Annotated in this window: 18 protein-coding genes and 1 pseudogene; 6 read left to right on the top strand and 13 right to left on the bottom strand. The window is 42.9% G+C overall.

Translation table 11 applies throughout. The annotated features are described in order from the left end of the window. Positions 1-36 precede the first annotated feature (36 nt). Both ACXADE_RS05485 and ACXADE_RS05480 read right to left on the bottom strand, forming a co-directional pair. Positions 37-1290 carry an ABC transporter permease gene (locus tag ACXADE_RS05485; RefSeq protein ID WP_474979483.1) on the bottom strand — a complete coding sequence of 418 codons (1254 nt, stop codon included), beginning with the start codon at positions 1288-1290 and terminating at the stop codon, positions 37-39. Then, a complete protein-coding gene (locus tag ACXADE_RS05480) occupies positions 1283-2182 on the bottom strand; it encodes an ABC transporter ATP-binding protein (protein ID WP_474979482.1) in 900 nt (299 codons plus the stop codon). The genes ACXADE_RS05485 and ACXADE_RS05480 overlap by 8 nt, the downstream gene beginning before the upstream one ends. 184 nt (positions 2183-2366) lie before the next feature. Here ACXADE_RS05480 and ACXADE_RS05475 point away from each other — a divergent pair, with 184 nt between their 5' ends. Next, positions 2367-2552 (top strand): YhzD family protein, encoded by a 186-nt coding sequence (locus ACXADE_RS05475; protein WP_474979481.1) that lies wholly within the window; start codon positions 2367-2369, stop codon positions 2550-2552. 43 nt (positions 2553-2595) lie between these two features. On the opposite strand, the gene ACXADE_RS05470 is transcribed toward ACXADE_RS05475, so the two are convergent. From ACXADE_RS05470 to ACXADE_RS05460, 3 genes are all read right to left on the bottom strand, one after another. Then, positions 2596-3366, bottom strand: coding sequence for an enoyl-CoA hydratase (locus tag ACXADE_RS05470; protein WP_474979480.1), 771 nt, complete (start codon positions 3364-3366; stop codon positions 2596-2598). Between the two features lie 301 nt (positions 3367-3667). Then, positions 3668-4027 carry a YlbF/YmcA family competence regulator gene (locus ACXADE_RS05465; RefSeq protein ID WP_474979479.1) on the bottom strand — a complete coding sequence of 120 codons (360 nt, stop codon included), beginning with the start codon at positions 4025-4027 and terminating at the stop codon, positions 3668-3670. An 84-nt stretch (positions 4028-4111) separates the two neighbouring features. Beyond that, the gene (locus ACXADE_RS05460) at positions 4112-5248 is read right to left on the bottom strand and encodes a DUF445 domain-containing protein (RefSeq protein ID WP_474979478.1); all 1137 of its coding nucleotides are present in this window, start codon (positions 5246-5248) and stop codon (positions 4112-4114) included. A 178-nt stretch (positions 5249-5426) separates the two neighbouring features. On the opposite strand from ACXADE_RS05460, the gene ACXADE_RS05455 reads away from it, so the two are divergent. Next, entirely contained in the window at positions 5427-5594 is a 168-nt protein-coding gene (locus ACXADE_RS05455) for a hypothetical protein (protein ID WP_474979477.1), read from the top strand. A 59-nt stretch (positions 5595-5653) separates the two neighbouring features. Here the strand turns inward: ACXADE_RS05455 and ACXADE_RS05450 are convergent, their stop codons facing one another. After that, complete coding sequence (locus ACXADE_RS05450; RefSeq protein ID WP_474979476.1) at positions 5654-5935, bottom strand: metal-sensitive transcriptional regulator; 282 nt, start codon at positions 5933-5935, stop codon at positions 5654-5656. A gap of 110 nt (positions 5936-6045) precedes the next feature. On the opposite strand from ACXADE_RS05450, the gene ACXADE_RS05445 reads away from it, so the two are divergent. Together ACXADE_RS05445 and ACXADE_RS05440 are read left to right on the top strand one after the other, a co-directional pair. Further along, complete coding sequence (locus ACXADE_RS05445) at positions 6046-6939, top strand: PucR family transcriptional regulator (RefSeq protein ID WP_474979475.1); 894 nt, start codon at positions 6046-6048, stop codon at positions 6937-6939. A 128-nt stretch (positions 6940-7067) separates the two neighbouring features. Beyond that, on the top strand, positions 7068-8165 hold the full coding sequence (locus ACXADE_RS05440) for an ABC transporter ATP-binding protein (RefSeq protein WP_474979474.1): 1098 nt from the start codon (positions 7068-7070) through the stop codon (positions 8163-8165). A gap of 35 nt (positions 8166-8200) precedes the next feature. On the opposite strand, the gene ACXADE_RS05435 is transcribed toward ACXADE_RS05440, so the two are convergent. From ACXADE_RS05435 to fumC, 3 genes are all read right to left on the bottom strand, one after another. Continuing rightward, on the bottom strand, positions 8201-8368 hold the full coding sequence (locus ACXADE_RS05435) for a hypothetical protein (RefSeq protein ID WP_474979473.1): 168 nt from the start codon (positions 8366-8368) through the stop codon (positions 8201-8203). A gap of 179 nt (positions 8369-8547) precedes the next feature. Continuing rightward, positions 8548-8754 carry an alpha/beta-type small acid-soluble spore protein gene (locus ACXADE_RS05430; RefSeq protein ID WP_146814316.1) on the bottom strand — a complete coding sequence of 69 codons (207 nt, stop codon included), beginning with the start codon at positions 8752-8754 and terminating at the stop codon, positions 8548-8550. Positions 8755-8879: 125 nt separating this feature from the next. Continuing rightward, entirely contained in the window at positions 8880-10271 is a 1392-nt protein-coding gene (fumC, locus tag ACXADE_RS05425; RefSeq protein ID WP_474979472.1) for a class II fumarate hydratase, read from the bottom strand. A gap of 298 nt (positions 10272-10569) precedes the next feature. Here fumC and ACXADE_RS05420 point away from each other — a divergent pair, with 298 nt between their 5' ends. Then, positions 10570-11484, top strand: a complete 915-nt coding sequence (locus ACXADE_RS05420; protein WP_474979471.1) for a zinc dependent phospholipase C family protein — start codon at positions 10570-10572, stop codon at positions 11482-11484. Positions 11485-11487: 3 nt separating this feature from the next. Here the strand turns inward: ACXADE_RS05420 and ACXADE_RS05415 are convergent. Beyond that, positions 11488-12782: pseudogene (locus ACXADE_RS05415) on the bottom strand (MFS transporter). A gap of 104 nt (positions 12783-12886) precedes the next feature. On the opposite strand from ACXADE_RS05415, the gene ACXADE_RS05410 reads away from it, so the two are divergent. Continuing rightward, complete coding sequence (locus tag ACXADE_RS05410) at positions 12887-13507, top strand: NAD(P)-dependent oxidoreductase (protein WP_474979470.1); 621 nt, start codon at positions 12887-12889, stop codon at positions 13505-13507. Positions 13508-13546: 39 nt separating this feature from the next. Here ACXADE_RS05410 and ACXADE_RS05405 read toward each other — a convergent pair whose 3' ends face one another. From ACXADE_RS05405 to wrbA, 3 genes are all read right to left on the bottom strand, one after another. Beyond that, a complete protein-coding gene (locus ACXADE_RS05405) occupies positions 13547-14380 on the bottom strand; it encodes a M15 family metallopeptidase (RefSeq protein WP_474979469.1) in 834 nt (277 codons plus the stop codon). 169 nt (positions 14381-14549) lie between these two features. Next, entirely contained in the window at positions 14550-14792 is a 243-nt protein-coding gene (locus ACXADE_RS05400) for an IDEAL domain-containing protein (protein ID WP_474979468.1), read from the bottom strand. 1528 nt (positions 14793-16320) lie between these two features. Further along, complete coding sequence (gene wrbA / locus ACXADE_RS05395) at positions 16321-16926, bottom strand: NAD(P)H:quinone oxidoreductase (RefSeq protein ID WP_474979467.1); 606 nt, start codon at positions 16924-16926, stop codon at positions 16321-16323. Positions 16927-16932 lie beyond the last annotated feature (6 nt).

Below are 16932 nucleotides of genomic sequence, written 5' to 3'. Positions count from 1 at the left end.
GGGAATAAAAAATCCCCTCCATAGAGGGGATCTTCATTATTGTTCTTTTTTAGATAGCTGCAATGCCGTCTTTATATCTTTCAAAGAAGTGGACTTCCCATACATTAGGACTCCTCCGCGATAAATACGTGCTCCAATTAAGGCGAGAATCAGAATAGACCCGATCAGGATCCCTATTGATAAAGCAATTTCCCAGATCGGGATTTCAAGCATACCCACACGGAGAAACATGATTAACGGGGTAAAGAATGGGAAGTAAGAACTGACGGTTATGAATGTAGAATCCGGTACACCAAGGCCGAACATCGCGATAAGAAAACCAGCTACAATGAGCATGATCATAGGAGCCAGAAGCTGCTGCGCATCCTCCAGACGACTTACAAGCGATCCGAGTGTTGCCGCCAGTGTCGCATAAAGCAAATAACCGAGAATAAAGAAAACCACTGCATACACGATCGTCACAGGATTGATGTCATCGAACCCGAAAAATTCCAGCATCATCCCGTCCCCGAGAGCCTTGCTTTGGCGGATTCCGAAATACCCTGCTAAAATGAGGATTAAAAATTGAGTCAAGCCTAACAAGGCAATTCCGAATATTTTTGCGAACATCTGGGAAACAGGAGATACACTGGAAACTAAAATTTCCATAACACGACTTGATTTTTCAGTAGCTACTTCCGTAGAGATCATTTGTCCGTACATAATGACGGAGAAATATAAGAAAAAGAGCATCACATAAACGAGACCCCGGGTTTGATTGAGCTCTTCCTCTGTTTTTGCACTCTCTTCAAGAGCTACCAATTCAAAGTTCACCGGCGCATTCATTTGTTGGATCACCGCAGGGTCAACGTTCGCCTGTTTGGTTACGTATTGAACCTTCACTTGCTGAAGAGCCTGACGGACAGGGTCACTCTCCCCTGTGTTTGCGATCTTATTCGCGTAATAAGTCGCTTCCGGAAGCCCCCCTGCTCCCTCCTGCACTTCAACGACAGATTGAAGTTCTCCATCTTCGACCTCTGCCTGCGCTTCTTCAAGACTGCCTTCATAATTTTCCACTCGCAGGTTGTCATTCATCGAAAGGGCCTGATCCAAGGACTGAAACCATTCCTCGTTTTCTGTCAAAACGCCTACTGTTTTCTCTTCATCCACATCACTAAATGTCTCGATGATTGTCTGCATGTTTGACAATGCAAAAATGAGGAGCACTGTAATGATCGTAGTAATCAAAAATGATTTCGATTTGACGCGGTTCTTGTAGGTCTGGGCAACCATGATCAGAAACTTATTCATAAGAAGCACCTACCTTCTCAATAAAGATATCGTTCAATGTGGGCTCTTCCAGTTCGAATTTACGTACAAATCCTTTTCCGTGAAGTTCTTCAAAAATCCGTTGAGCAGCTTCCTCGTTTTCAATCTGGATTTCACACCCGTCGCCGAGCTTTTTGTATTTCGTTACACCAGGTACTTTCTCAAGAAAGTCAAGATCAAAATCAGCCATGACTTTAATATTTTTTCTTCCAAATGATTTTTTAATTTCCTTCAATTTCCCATGCACGACAGGGGTTCCGTGATGAAGGATACACAAGCTCTCACACAATTCTTCGACATGTTCCATTCTGTGTGAAGAGAACACGATGGATGTACCGGCATCCTTCAATTCAACCACTGCATCCTTCAGCATCTCTACATTGACAGGGTCAAGTCCAGAGAATGGTTCATCTAAGATTAGCAACTTAGGTTTATGTAAGACCGCTGAGATGAACTGAATTTTCTGCTGATTTCCTTTAGACAGTTCTTCGACTTTTTTATTCTTGTACTCAGGTACTTTGAACTTCTCCAGCCAGCTCTCAATTTCTCTGCTGGCATCGGATTTTTTCATTCCCCTCAATTTCGCTAAGTAAATCAATTGTTCCTGGACCTTCAGTTTAGGGTAAAGACCCCTTTCTTCCGGCAAATATCCGATGAGATGACTTTGGTCGTAGCCGATATCTCCCCCATTCCACGAAATTTCCCCTTTGGTCTGATCCAGTAGACCAAGGATCATTCGGAAGGTCGTCGTCTTCCCCGCTCCATTCGCACCTAAAAAACCAAACACTTGCTTTTCCGGAATTTCCAGTGACAGTTCATCAACGGCTGTGAACGATCCAAATTTTTTCGTAACTTTCTCTAAACGTAAAGTCATGAACTCTCCCCCTTTTCAATTTATGTACGTGTAAGCATACAACTTGGTTTCAATTATACCGCTTCCACATGGAAAAAAATGATTTCCATGACTTTTTCCAAAAAATCTTAACGAAAAGCAGGAATATCGACGTTGAATGACAAAGTTAAGTAATGAATACCTATTCATTCAAGGAGGCCCTCCCATGAAAACGTACTACTTAACCGTATTCGAAAAAGACGGGACAAATGTTCTCGATGAAACCTTTGAAGCCGAAAATGATGACCAGGCTAAAAAATTAGGATCTGAAAAACTGGAGGATAAAGGCTACAGCCACCATACTCATCGCTGCGCTGCTCCAGAAGGGCATTTGGTATTATTTCATCGATAAATGGCAAAAACATAAAAAGTCGCGCCTAAGCGCGACTTTTTAATTATCTCCCTTGGAATTGAGGTTTTTCTTTATTTAAGAAAGCCTCCACCCCTTCTTTATGATCATCTGTCTGAAGCAAACGCCACTGTGTTTCCCGTTCCTGCTGCAAATAGTGGGACAATTGTTCCAGCCCATATTGATGGTAGATTTCTTTTGTAGCGATCATCGACTTCAATGGCCGGGTGCTCCATTTCTCAGCAATTTGTTCCGCTTCCACATGCACCGGTGCATCAACAACAATATCTACAAGTTTATGGTCATAAGCTTCCTCGGCTCCCATCTTCTGGCCTTCCCACGCGAAATGTTTCGCCTGATGCGTCCCTAAACGTTCTTGAAGCCAGAAATGACCGCCTCCATCCGGGGCAAGGCCAATTCCTATGAAATTCATCGACAATTGAGCCTCCGTTTCTGCTATGACATAATCAGCAGAAAGTGCAATACTCAGGCCAAGGCCTACGACAGGACCGTGCAGCGCAGAGATGACAATTTTCTGCATCGAATAAAACGTTTTTACGATGGTTTCAATATTATCCATGACTTCATCATAGGTGTTCTTGTCTGACACCTCTTTCATCATGCTCAAATCCCCACCTGCACAGAAGCCATCTCCATCTCCATAAACGAGGACGATTTGCGCATCTGAACGCCGCACTTCCCGAACTGTCTCGGCGAATTCAGCTAAAAGATCTGCATTTAGGGCATTGTACTTTTCTCCACGGGCAATTTTCAAATGAACGACATTTCCTTTTTCTTCTACGATGAAATGCTTCATGCTTTTCCTCCTATATATGGAAAAAATTGTTCTCCCCTTAATTTTCGTGGTCTTCCGTTCTCTTTCCTGCATGACCCGACAGAAAATTCAACATTAGGAAAAACGACGGAATTGCGGTCTCCGGTTTCTAAACCAAATGGCCGATATCCATAATAAAAGAAATAGGCTTCCCCTTGCACATCAAATTCAACGACAGAAAAAGGTTCATTTACCTGGATAGCCGAAGAAAAGTAATCCTCTACCCATTCATAAAACCAAACAAAAAAGGAGCTGGATCATCCAGCTCCTTTCTTTATATTCTTTATTGTTGTGGTTCTTCAGGGTTACCGTAAAGCTCTTCAAGAGGCTTCGTGATGATACGGCTGATATCATTGATAACAGTGTTCAGACGCTGCTCTTCTTCCATAAGCTTGGAGATTTGAGGGTGCTGTTGTACAAGCTCAACGACCTTACGAGCTTCTTCAACTTCTTCCTCAGAAATTTCTTCTCCCTGCATCTGCTTTTGCTGAAGAGTAATCTGTGTCTGACGGAAATCGTCGAACATTTTCTTAGCAGCTTCGTCGCTCATCACTGCTTCATATGCTTCTTTCAATCCGTTGAACTCTTCGCTGTTGCGGATTGCTTTTTCTAGATCATACGCGTAATCGTATAGATTTGCCATAAAAATAAGAACCTCCTAAGTTTTCGTTCTCGAACTCCTCCCCCACTATAACAAACTCCCCTACGTCTGTATAGGAATACACTATTATCCGAAAAATAGCACAATAATGGCTTGGAGAAAACCAATCATTCCTCCGAGTAATGCCCCGAGATATGTGATCATTTTGAATTCCCTACGGGAGATACCGAGTACCATTTCCTCAAGTCGCTCTACTTGAAAAGCTTCGACTTCCTCCTGCACGATATCTGCAAGCTTAAGGTGATTCATCATGCTCTCTACTTTGGCTGAAACCAGTTCACTGAGGTGATCGACAGCTGCCGGCACAAAAGAATGAAGGATTTTCTCTTCATAAGGACGGGTCCATTCTTTTACCGTTCTGTCCATCCATTGTTCAACTGGTAATGCGTCGGCCACGATCTCTCCAAGCTTCGATCCGATGGTATCACGACCAATTTGGTCTTCAAACCATCCTACTCGTTTCGTCATCAACTTTCGTTTCTCTCCATGAAGCATTGACTGTAACCAGCCTTCCATTTCACGGTCGGAGACATATTTGATGATCAGAGGATAAATCCGTTCGGTCAGTCCATCCGGACCCATGAAGGACGAAATCATATTTCCAAGAAATCCTTGATTATCCAAGTAGTGATCGATCAAGGCTGCCACTTTCTCTTTCCCTTCTGAACTTCTGAAGTATGCCTCTATACTTGCTTGGATATGAGCAGCAGCTTCATCTACACCCTGATCCGCTCTTTCTCGCATGGCAGGAGTTAATAATTCTTCAATCGTTTTCTCCCGGTATTCTTCCATGATAGCATCATAACGGTATTCAACCCACTGCGCTAACCGGTTTTGAATCGTTGACGACGTAAGGTCCACATTGATTTTATCAAGGACTTCACTTGTTGTTTCATCTTTATTCAGAAGGGTTTGAACCTCTTCTTTCGCCCACGAGGTCATCTGTTCCTTGAACATTGGATGAAGCAACTTCCGACGGATTCCTTCCGGTGTCAGAAGATGGTTGACGACCATTTTCCCTAATTGTCTGGCCAATTCCTGCTGTCGTTTAGGGATCAGCCCTGGAGTGAACGGAAGCCGGTACTTTCCTACGAAAACAGGCTTGTATGGACGGAACAACATTTTTATCGCTAATGAATTGGTAAGCCCTCCAATCAGAGCTCCGATTCCGATCATTAATACAATCAATAAGACTGGATGCATGTGACAACCTCTTTCTATCCATAGTGTACCAAGTATAATCGATATCGCGGACGAGTGCCAAAAAATAGGATGGACAAACATATTTTACAGAGAAGCGCACATACACTTAATTTCCCTGCCGTGTCTTACACTCATTAGAATTGAGAATAAGGGCAGAATGAAAGGAGGAGGTGAGGATATGGATAAGCGAAAACATCAGGAAGCACCTGAAGGTAAAGGGAAATTCGAACTCGACGTCGATCGTATGATCAATGAAGGAATGGCAGGAGGCACAGTTAAGCCTGTTTACGGTCATGAACAAATTGGGGAAGCGCACGAAATTCCTAAAGAGAAAGATGAAAAGTAAACAAGAAAAAGCTGTCTCCTATCCGCCTTTACAGACCCAACAGGAGACAGCTTTTTACTTTACCGGCTTTTTACGATCATCGCTACTGCTTCATTGATCAACTCTTCAGCTGATTCACCCTCTTCATGAGCATCGCGGATACACCCTTCTAAATTCTTCGCCACAATATATCCAATGGCACGATCCATAGCTGAACGTGCAGCGGATAATTGGGTGATGACATCTTTACAGTCTTTATCTTCGTCCATCATTTTCAGGACTCCACGGACTTGACCTTCAATCCTTTTCAAACGGTTTTTCGTTTCAGGCCCGTAAATGCTTTTATCCTTCACATGATCCATCTCGCTCTCCTCCTTCCTTCAGAGAAACGTTTCTATACATTCAACGCTTTGCGGATTTCATCCATTGTATTACTATAATAGTAAATATCCAACTAAAAAGGAAGAGATTCATGTCAGTTACAGAGCAGCTTAAACGTTTATTCCCTTCAATGACTATAAATAAACTCGGACTTAAAGATCCTGAAGCGTACGAATGGTTTCAAACAGCAGATGCTGAAGTTGTTGGAATTAGGAAAGATGAATTAAACCCACAAGCATCTCATCTCCTTTCTGTATTCCTCAAACCATTAAGTTCTGAAGAATCCACCATGACTGAACGAGAGAAAAAATGGGCTTCCCTGCTTCAAAAAAATGTAGATCCCCAGGAGATGGTATGGCCGCTCTCTTATCGTTTTGTCCTTTTTTCCATCGATGACGATGAAGTGGATCCGGGACATGTCAAAGAGGCTTTTACTTCCATCTTTCCCTATGAAGCTCCTTTACTTTGGACATCTCACAAAGAGGGCTTCATGATTGAGGAAATTTTCAATGATGAGCAGGAAACCATGGAGTTTGAAGGTATGGATGTGGTCCTTATGAGTGATTTTTATACAAACATCCATTTCTTTATCAGTGAATTCTCATCAGACAGGACAGAAGCTCAAAAAATCCTCCATTGGGCAGACAGATGTGCCCGTATCGCAAGAGAACATAAACTGGGGTCGATCACTACGTATAAAGATACAATCCCTTACCTTTATCTGAATGCTCTCCCACAGGAAGATTGGGAGCATATACAACGCGCAATCTTCAAAGGGATGGAACATGAACAAGACCTTCTGCAAACGATTCGCACGTATCTCGAATCAGGAGCGAACACTACACTGGCTGCCAAAAAACTTTACATGCATCGCAATAGTCTACAGTACAGGGTGGACAAATTCATTGAAAAGACGGGACTTGATATTAAACAGTTCGAAGGAGCAGTCATCACCTACTTAGCTTTACTTCATATGGATTATTGATCAAGGACAAAGTGCACAAACCTTCCTGTCTTAGGTTTGTGCACTTTGTCCATTTACCATTCCTGTAATCTCCGATAGACTGTAACCAATGAAGAAAGCGATTTCATAAACTGTCTAGGAGGATTATAATGGCTGAACTTAAACTGAGCAGTATTGATAAAGTCTATGATAAAAACGTTAAAGCGGTGGATGATTTCAACCTCCACATTAAGGATAAAGAATTCATCGTGTTCGTCGGTCCATCCGGGTGCGGGAAATCGACAACACTCCGAATGATTGCAGGTCTTGAAGAAATTACTGGCGGCGACTTCCTCATTGACGAAAAACGTATGAATGATGTAGCACCAAAGGACCGGGACATCGCAATGGTTTTCCAAAACTATGCCCTGTATCCTCACATGAATGTATATGATAATATGGCATTTGGTCTCAAACTGCGAAAAATGGACAAAAGTGAAATTGAAAAACGCGTCAATAACGCGGCTCAGATCCTTGGTCTTGAAGCGTTGCTCGATCGTAAACCTAAAGCGCTGTCAGGAGGTCAACGTCAACGTGTCGCTCTCGGACGCGCGATTGTCCGGGATGCAAAAGTATTCTTAATGGACGAGCCCCTTTCTAACCTGGATGCAAAACTTCGTGTTCAAATGCGTGCGGAAATCCAAAAACTGCATCAGCGGCTTCAAACAACGACCATTTACGTTACCCACGACCAAACAGAAGCGATGACCATGGCCACACGGTTAGTAGTTATGAAAGATGGTGTGATCCAACAAGTCGGTGCCCCAAAAGAAGTATACGATAAACCGGAAAATGTTTTTGTAGGTGGCTTTATCGGTTCACCAGCCATGAACTTCCTGAATGGTACACTTGCGGATGGACATATCGAATTAGGTGATATTCAAATTGCGATCCCTGAAGGTAAAATGAAACCCCTTCGCGAACAAAATTACATTGGAAAAGAAATCATCCTCGGTGTAAGACCGGAAGATATGCACGATGAACCAGTGTTCATCGATGCAAACCAGGACAAAAAGATCACCGCAGACATTGAAGTAGCAGAATTAATGGGATCTGAATCCTATCTGTATTCTAAACTCAATGGCCATGATTTTATCGCGCGGGTCGATTCCCGATCGGATATTAACGGTGGTGACCAGATCACCTTGGCTATAGACATGAACAAAGTTCACTTCTTTGATAAAGACTCTGAATTACGTATCCGATAACATAAAATAACGCAGCCAATAAATGGCTGCGTTTTTTATGTGGCCTGAATATCATTTAAACCACAGTCTTCACAAATAAATAAGTGGACACATTCCTCATTGAATGATGAATCCAAGTCACCGTCTACGAGGTCTGTAAATTTCTGATCAAGATAAGGGCTGTAATCATCCAGAAAATCAGTAACACGCCCCTGATCATGCATGGTTCCCTCGCATTTAGGACAAGTTCTTTCCGAGGCGGCCCAACCATTGCAAACGCCGCATTCCTGCATCACGCGCCACTTCTTTCCAATTAAAAAGTCTTTTTCCTTCACGAATGAATGAACGCTTCTTCCAAAAAATAAAGAGGAAGGGCGCACCCTTCCTCCTTCGTCACAAGTATTTATTTGTATTGTTGTCCACCGAACTGCTGTTCAGCCATTTGGACAAGACGCTTAGTGATTTCACCACCTACAGAACCGTTAGCGCGAGCTGTAGAGTCAGCACCAAGTTGTACGCCAAATTCTTGTGCGATTTCGTATTTCATTTGGTCTAGAGCTTGTTGTACACCAGGTACAACCAACTCGTTTGAACTGTTGTTGTTAGCCATGTGTCTCACCTCCTGTCTTGTGTAATCGTAGTATGGGTCGGTCTGTTTGTTTTTATGTCAAAAAAACAGGTGGTAATTAATGGAGAATTTATAACAACCTCCAAACATGGCTAACAACAAGAGTTTTACTTAGCGTTAGGCTTCGTCATGGCTTTAGGATCAACATATTCTTCAAATTGTTCCTCTGTAAGAATATCCATTTCTACAGCCGTTTCTTTTAGCGTTTGATCTTTCTCGAAAGCTGTCTTGGCAATCTTAGCTGCATTCTCATAACCGATGTGAGGGTTAAGAGCCGTTACAAGCATCAATGAATCGCGCAGGTATTTTTCAATTTGTTCATGATTTGGCTCAAGCCCGCTTACACAACGTTCATCGAAGGAGAGGATACTGTCTGCAAGAAGTTGGGCAGATTGTAAGAAGTTATAGGCAATAACCGGCTTGAATACGTTCAATTCAAAATTTCCTTGACTCGCTGCAAAGCCGATCGTTGCATCATTCCCCATGACCTGAGCAGCGACCATTGTGACCGCTTCACTTTGCGTCGGGTTCACTTTACCCGGCATGATGGAACTTCCAGGCTCATTTGCAGGAATCGTAATTTCACCAATTCCACAACGCGGGCCACTGGCCAGCCACCTTACATCATTGGCAATTTTCATCATATCGGCTGCTAGAGCTTTCAACGCGCCATGGGTATGGACAAGTTCATCATGAGAAGTAAGCGCATGAAATTTGTTGGGTGCCGAAATAAATCCTTTTCCAGTCGTCTCGTTGATTTGAGCTACAACTTGTTCAGAGAACTCGACATGTGCGTTCAATCCTGTACCCACTGCTGTACCACCAATGGCGAGTTCTTTCACATATTCGGTACTTTCTATTAGCATTTTTTCCGTTTTTTCCAACATTCGGTGCCAGCCACTGATCTCTTGGCCTAAGGTTAAAGGAGTAGCATCTTGTAAGTGTGTACGTCCAATTTTCACGATATCGTTAAACGCTTCCATTTTCTCCTGAAGCGTTTGCTTGAATTGAATGACGGCCGGAAGAACGACGTCTTCAATTTTACGGACGGAAGCAATGTGCATAGCCGTCGGATAAGTATCATTCGAACTTTGTGATTTGTTAACATCATCATTCGGGTGCAGGCGAGTTTCACTGCCTTTATCCTGCAGCCATTGTGAACCTACATAAGCGATGACTTCATTTACATTCATGTTGGATTGTGTACCGCTACCTGTCTGCCAGACGACAAGAGGAAAATGTTCATCAAGCTCCCCGGCAATAATGAGGTCTGCAGCATACGCAATAGCCTCAGCCTTTTCCTCTTCAAGTAATCCAAGTGCGGCATTCGCTTTAGCTGCACTCTTTTTAAGAATCGCAAATCCTTCGACGACTTCTGTAGGCATCTTTTCATCGCCAATTGGGAAGTTTTGTCTGCTTCGTTGTGTTTGAGCACCCCAATATTTTTCGCTCGGTACTTTGATTTCTCCTATGGTATCTCTTTCAATGCGGTAATCCATGATAATCCTCCCTTTGCTCAATTCATTGCATACCCTTACATTGTATCAAGAATCTTTTGAACAATCACCAGAAGCCCTCTTTTTTTGACAATTTTCCCGAGGTTTTTAATCTGATTATTTACATTATTCAGATTTTTGTATATAATAAATTTATCAAGCAAAGATACATACTTACCATCCTTGCTTGATCTCTCAAGTGGGTAAAAAGTGGTGAAAGAGCCTTTGCAAAGGCTCTTTTTTTTGATGTTTTATTCTATATCTTTTTTTGGTTTTCATTTTGATAGAAGGGAGCGAACATATGCCTAACATTTGGACTCATATCCTTTTTGTCGACCAGCTATGTGAAAAACTTGGGAGAAGCGATCTTCTGCAAACATCTCCTGCCCCTTTACATTTGGGCGCCCAAGGCCCAGATCCGTTTTTCTACCATAACTTCCTTCCTTTTTCACCTGATCGGAAAGTAGCAGATATCGGTTTACGCATGCATACGGAAAAGTGCGGCCCTGTCCTTATGGATATGATCCACCGGGGGATGTCAGAGAAAAACGTACTCCAGGGGTATATTCTTGGGTTTGTCAGTCATCATATCCTTGACCGGAACACCCATCCTTTCATCCATTATCATGCCGGTTATGAAAAGAATAAGCACCAGGAATTTGAGGTGCTGGTGGATACCATTCTCCTTAAACGTTTTCGAAACTTGGAACCATGGAGAACCCCAGTCCACAAAGAAATCAAAATCGGGAGAAAAAAACAAGAGATTTCAACATTTATGCATGAATTACTTGCTGAACACTTTCCTGACATGTACGCATTATATAATAAGAAAGTTGTCCCCCAATCTTTTCGACATATCCAAGCCGCCCAACGCGTTTTGTATGACCCTTGGAAATGGAAGAACCGGTGGTTCGGGTCACTCGTATCCTCTTTCTCCCATCAACCCATTCGTTCAGACATAGATTTTTTGAATGAACTGAACAACGAATGGCACCATCCGGCCACACAAGAAATGCACAATGATTCATTTCTAGATTTATATAATGCTTCAGAGAAAGAAGCATCCTTACTTTTTCAACACATTTTCGATTATTGGGAAACAGGTTCATCCAGTGCTTGGAAAGCGATGAGTGAAATCATCAGCAACATTTCATACGATACAGGTGAACCTGTCGTACGTATGTTGGAAAACCGGTATAGCCGCCCCATTATTTGACGATCAAGTATGAATGACTGGGCGGTCATCAGGACGGGTGCCGGCTTTGGCCTGCTCCCTCCCTTTATCGACATCCAACTTGTGCAATAGAATGATTCCTATAACGAAAAATATAACCAGGGAGAGGATGCCGAAACGGCTGGATCCTGTCAATTGACCGACCAGTGCGAAAGCAAATGGACCGAATATAGCAGCAAATTTTGAAGATATTCCATAAAAACCGAAAAACTCCGCATGACGGTCTCCCGGTACCATCCGTCCAAAAATAGAACGACTCAACGCCTGGGCACCCCCTTGAACGAAACCTACACATACAGCCAGAATATAGAAATGCAAAGCTGAAGTCATGAAGTACCCTAGAGCTACGATCACCAAATAAATGTATAACGTCAGAAGTAATGCACGTTTAGGTGTAATCTTACCCGCGAGCCAACCAAAGAAAAAGGTGAATGGAATGCCAACAAATTGCGTGATGAGTAGCGCAGTGATCAAAGATGTACTGTCAATGCCAATATCTCTCCCATAAATCGTCGCCATTTTAATGATTGTGGAAATTCCATCGTTATATAACCAGAAGGCAAATAAAAATAAGAGGAGTTGTTTGAATTGACGCAGTTCTTTCCACGTCCTCCCAAGACGTTGAAAGCCGATGGAAAGATAAGGACGGTCGCGCTGAGGCTTTTTTCTTTTCTCTTCCTTGATATTTTTTATTAAAGGAATGGAAAAGACAAGCCACCAAACGCCCACAGAGATGAACGCGAGCCGGGTTCCAGCTAAAGCATTTGGCAGACCGAACCATTCATATTTCATAATCATCAGCAGGTTGACCGCAAGGAGGATCCCCCTCCAACATAGCCCAGCATGAATCCCGCAGCTGATATCCGATCAATTTTTTTCTCGTCTGCTACTTCTGGAAGAAAAGCATCATAAAAGACATTAGCTCCTGAAAAACCAATGGTACCTGCAACGAGAAGAACGGAAGCTAATAGGTACCCCCCTTCTCCTACTAGCGCGAGCAAAACACTCGCAATCATACCCATAAAGGCAAAGAAAAGTAAAAATCGTTTTTTAGAAGCCGAATAATCGCTGATGGCTCCAAGGACCGGGGCAAGTATCGCTACGATTAAGACAGCGATCGATTGGGAATACCCCCAATAGCTTGCAGCTAAAGATTCTTGAACCCCTTTAGCTGCTACATCATAATAGAAGACAGGTAAGACAGCCGCCATGATTGTGGTGGCAAAAGCAGAATTTGCAAAATCGTATAAAATCCAACTCCATACGGGCTTTTTATTCATCATTCGTTTCCCCCATCCGCTTTTCTATTAAAGCAAGCATAGCAGAATATTTTTCCAACGAAATTGGAACATGAATGAACTTTACAATTCTTTGAGGTGATTTAATGAAAATAGCATTATTTGGTGGTACAGGAAGAGTAGGGTCAGAAATGGCCAGGTTGGCAATAGAAAACAATTTGGACGTAAAAGCTTTGGTAAGGGATGAAAACCGGGCGTCTACCGCCATTCCCGGAGCAGAGTTGGTCGTAGGTGACGCTAAAGATGAAGGGGATGTCAAACGAACGATCGCAGGTTGTGATGCTGTCATAAGTGCTTTAAATACGGACAAGACGGACACACTCTCTCAAAGTATTCCATTAATTATTCAAGCGATGAAAGATGAAGGAATAACAAGGATTGTAACGATAGGGACAGCCGGGATACTGAATAGTAGATATGAAGAAGGAAAATACCGGTTTCAGACATCAGAATCGAAAAGAAAGAAAACCTTTGCCGCTGAAGAACATGTAAAGGTCTTTGAATTCCTACAAAGCAGCACGCTTGAATGGACGATCATCTGCCCAACCTATCTCCCTGATGGGGGAAGAAATGGATCCATCCGATTTGAACGCGATACCCTTCCAGAAGGCGGGAAGAAAATTACAGTTTCTGATACAGCCGATTTCGCCTATAAGGAACTTCATAACAAAAAATTCCTTTTTCACCGTGTAGGGGTTTGTTATTAAGAAAGCCATTTCTCCTTGTTTTGGAGAAATGGCTTTCTTTTATTCGTCTTTAGAATAAAGGCCGAAAAACTCTTCCAATGTTACGGCCTGCTCATGGATATCAGAGGAGACCTCTTCCCCTACATATCTCAAGTGCCAAGGTTCATACATATACCCTGTAATCTCTTTGGCTCCTTCTCGGTAACGGATGATAAAGCCATACTCATGGGCGTGATCTGCCAGCCACTCTCCTTCATCAGTCTTACCAAATGATTGTTCTAATTTGAAAGCCACTTGTGCAGATGTAACATCCATAGCAAGGCCCGTCTGATGTTCACTCGTCCCGGGCTGTGCGGAGAACGTATCCGTTTCTTCCTTTCCATAAATTTCTACATTTTTGTCGTAAATGCTTTTCTGTCTTTCATAAGAGCGATAGCCCGAAGCGGCCACCAATTCAATGCCATCTTTTTCAGCTGCTGCAAACAGATCTTCCAACGCTTTTGCGGCTTCCTGTCTCATCTGCTTTTTTGGATGGTCTTCGGTAAAGTAAAAAGGAACAGCCGGTACAGCCAAATCTTCGGGAGTATAACCCTCAGGAAGTTTCCGCTGTTTATTCACGACAACCTGCAGACTCTCAGGCTCTCCGACTTCAACCATACCATTTTCGAGTTTTTTATCTTTTTTAGCTTCCTTATCCATTTCCTTATCAGAAGAGGACTCCTCGTGTTGATTCTCGCTGGTTTCTTCAGAGGAAGATGACTCCTCTTCAACTGTTTGTTCTTCCTTCGAGGAATCCGGCTTGTTACCTTCAGCATCCTCATCTGTACTTGATGATGCGAGAGAACATGCCGTCAATCCAATACATAACATGAGCAATATCGATACTTTTTTCAATTGAATTACCTTCCTAGTCTATGATGATACACTTACTATAACATTCACAGGAAGAAGTTGTATATCATACATAGGAAGCTATTTTCCATTTCCTACCTGGAACCTCTTGTCAGATATTATGGAAGAAAAGTTTCGCAAAAAAAACCGCTGCCTCAGCAACGGTTTTATCTTATTCCCATGTAAAGGGTTGATATTGTAAGCTTAAACGATCAAATTCTTCACGATCGCCATTGTCAATCGCCTGATTTATTTCCCTGTCCAGGCGTTCTTTATTGAACTGATAACTAAGTTGATCCAAAAGCAGACGTGAGGCTAACTGTATTCCAAAGGACAATTCTCTCTTTGCCGTAATCTCTTTCCCTTTGTACTCGGGGTCGCGACGGATAACGTAATCAATCTTTTGCTTTCTCATGAGACTACCCCCTTCATGCTTTTTTTCATTATGCAGGATATAATAGAATTTCGCAACAAGTTTTCTGAATATTTAGTATTATGATACCCATATTCTCAAATTATAAACCTCTCACCCCTATTGCTAGAGCGGTTTACCTGTCCAAGTTGTTAAAAAATAGATACAAAATCCCTAAAGAATACACTTCAAGGTCGCTTCCATATCGAAAAACAAAAGATCCTCACATCTCCCTGTGTCGCATATCAGAGAAAGAGTGAAAAACTCTTCCACTCTTATCCTTAATACCCGTTTTTTGTTTCAATTCAGGCACGGCTGGCGATTCATTTACTGGTTTGCTTTGTGGGGAAAACTGTCCGTCCTTTTCCAGAAGTCTCTGTTAAAGTTTAATGTTGATATTACTGCAAAAAAGGAACTTCGAATTTTATGGAGGTTCTTCATTTTTATAATTGGCATATTCAACGAAAGCTCCCATTTCTTGAAGGCTTTATTTCGAGATGTTCCAGGGATTCATTGCCTGGTTGAGCGTCAGGGGTGGCTGGGAAGCCACTCGCTTTCCTGTGGGGGAGTGGCGAGCTTCCTCGGGCTACCGCCCTGCGGGATCTCGCCGATCTCCTTTCTCCCACGGGAGTCTCGCAGCTTCCCAACCACCCCATTCGATCATGCGAGAAACGAATCCCTACAAGAAGGAGCAGCTTCCACTATTACTACCTATAGTAAGAAAGTGCTCTATAACAAGCGGTTATGAGCTCCTTCCATACGATGGAGATAAGTAATACAGCTCTCCATTCGTATAGTGAGCGCCTACTTCTGAAAGTGATTTCGAGACACTTATATGGCAAAGGGCGGAGGGGAATGGCGAGACTCCTATCTTAAGTGTGCAGGCGCCTCGTTCAGCGGCGTATGGACTGGACTGAGCTGGAGGAGATAAAGGAAACACGAAGAACGTAGAGATTCGATGTTGACTTATCGTACAGAAGCGAGGGAAGTCTCACTAGCCGCTAGGCGCAGAAACCGGATATCTACGAGGAAGAGAGTGCTTGGTGAGACCCCGCAGGACGTAGTCCGAGGAGGCTCACCGCGCTCCCGCGGAAAGCGAGCTATTCCCTGTAGCCCCCCATCCACTCAACAAAAGTCTCGAAACGGAGTCTTAAACAATCCTGCCATTTAGCGAAAGGCTCCATTTCGAAATCATAATCCAACAAGATTCTAATGGTTACATCGTGAAAGGAGATCATCTAAAGGTTTTGATACTTGGAAATTAATCCACTTTCACCTTTCCTATCATTCATTGTAACTTCAATACGTTGATGCAAATATCAACACCGAACTTTAACAGAGCCTTCCAGAAAAATAGGTGTTCAAGAGAAAATCCAGGATTCAGGTATCTCCCGAAGTCAGAGCCTTAGAGGACTCACCAATGGTCCATAGAAACCGCGTCATCCCTACAACTGATTCCTACTCATCAAGATTCATGATCCAAATAAAAAAAGAACATGGAACCTAGAGTTCCATGTTCTTTCTACTTGATTCAGTTAATAAAGCGACTCGCGACATCAAGCGTACGATTGACCTGGTGACGAACACCGCTTTCCACATCTTCTTTCATATTTCCTTCGCCGTCCACGCTTACACTCGTACCATAAGGGTTTCCTCCGGACGCAAAGACAGCATCATCCGTGTAACCCGGTGCTGCAATGATTGCACCCCAATGGAACATCGTCGTATAGAAGTTTAACAATGTGGCTTCCTGACCACCATGAACATTTTGTGCAGATGTCATCGCACTTACGACCTTATTCACCAATTTACCTTGGAACCAAAGTCCACCTGCCTGATCCATGAATTGCTTCACTTGCCCAGGGACATTTCCAAAACGTGTTGGAACACTGAAAATAATAGCGTCTGCCCAGTCAAGATCATCAACAGTCGCTTCCGGAACAGAGTCTTTCGTAGCTAAGTAATGTTCTTTCCATGCTGGATTTTGTTCAATCGCTTCCATTGGAGCCAACTCAGGCACACGTAGTACTTTCACTTCGGCACCTTTTTGTTTAGCGGCATCCTCAGCCCATTGAGCCATTTTGTAGTTCGTGCCTGTTGAACTGTAATAAACAATTGCTAATTTAACATTTGCCACATGAAT

The sequence above is a fragment of the Halobacillus sp. ABR2_026 genome, assembly GCF_056158545.1.
This window is presented reverse-complemented; position numbering and strand designations above follow the sequence as displayed.

Excerpts from the sequence above, each read along its gene's own strand:
- ACXADE_RS05485 (WP_474979483.1), bottom strand. The coding sequence starts at position 1,290 with ATGAATAAGTTTCTGATCATGGTTGCCCAGACCTACAAGAACCGCGTC.
- ACXADE_RS05480 (WP_474979482.1), bottom strand. The coding sequence starts at position 2,182 with ATGACTTTACGTTTAGAGAAAGTTACGAAAAAATTTGGATCGTTCACA.
- ACXADE_RS05475 (WP_474979481.1), top strand. The coding sequence starts at position 2,367 with ATGAAAACGTACTACTTAACCGTATTCGAAAAAGACGGGACAAATGTT.
- ACXADE_RS05470 (WP_474979480.1), bottom strand. The coding sequence starts at position 3,366 with ATGAAGCATTTCATCGTAGAAGAAAAAGGAAATGTCGTTCATTTGAAA.
- ACXADE_RS05465 (WP_474979479.1), bottom strand. The coding sequence starts at position 4,027 with ATGGCAAATCTATACGATTACGCGTATGATCTAGAAAAAGCAATCCGC.
- ACXADE_RS05460 (WP_474979478.1), bottom strand. The coding sequence starts at position 5,248 with ATGCATCCAGTCTTATTGATTGTATTAATGATCGGAATCGGAGCTCTG.
- ACXADE_RS05455 (WP_474979477.1), top strand. The coding sequence starts at position 5,427 with ATGGATAAGCGAAAACATCAGGAAGCACCTGAAGGTAAAGGGAAATTC.
- ACXADE_RS05450 (WP_474979476.1), bottom strand. The coding sequence starts at position 5,935 with ATGGATCATGTGAAGGATAAAAGCATTTACGGGCCTGAAACGAAAAAC.
- ACXADE_RS05445 (WP_474979475.1), top strand. The coding sequence starts at position 6,046 with ATGTCAGTTACAGAGCAGCTTAAACGTTTATTCCCTTCAATGACTATA.
- ACXADE_RS05440 (WP_474979474.1), top strand. The coding sequence starts at position 7,068 with ATGGCTGAACTTAAACTGAGCAGTATTGATAAAGTCTATGATAAAAAC.
- ACXADE_RS05435 (WP_474979473.1), bottom strand. The coding sequence starts at position 8,368 with ATGCATGATCAGGGGCGTGTTACTGATTTTCTGGATGATTACAGCCCT.
- ACXADE_RS05430 (WP_146814316.1), bottom strand. The coding sequence starts at position 8,754 with ATGGCTAACAACAACAGTTCAAACGAGTTGGTTGTACCTGGTGTACAA.
- fumC (WP_474979472.1), bottom strand. The coding sequence starts at position 10,271 with ATGGATTACCGCATTGAAAGAGATACCATAGGAGAAATCAAAGTACCG.
- ACXADE_RS05420 (WP_474979471.1), top strand. The coding sequence starts at position 10,570 with ATGCCTAACATTTGGACTCATATCCTTTTTGTCGACCAGCTATGTGAA.
- ACXADE_RS05410 (WP_474979470.1), top strand. The coding sequence starts at position 12,887 with ATGAAAATAGCATTATTTGGTGGTACAGGAAGAGTAGGGTCAGAAATG.
- ACXADE_RS05400 (WP_474979468.1), bottom strand. The coding sequence starts at position 14,792 with ATGAGAAAGCAAAAGATTGATTACGTTATCCGTCGCGACCCCGAGTAC.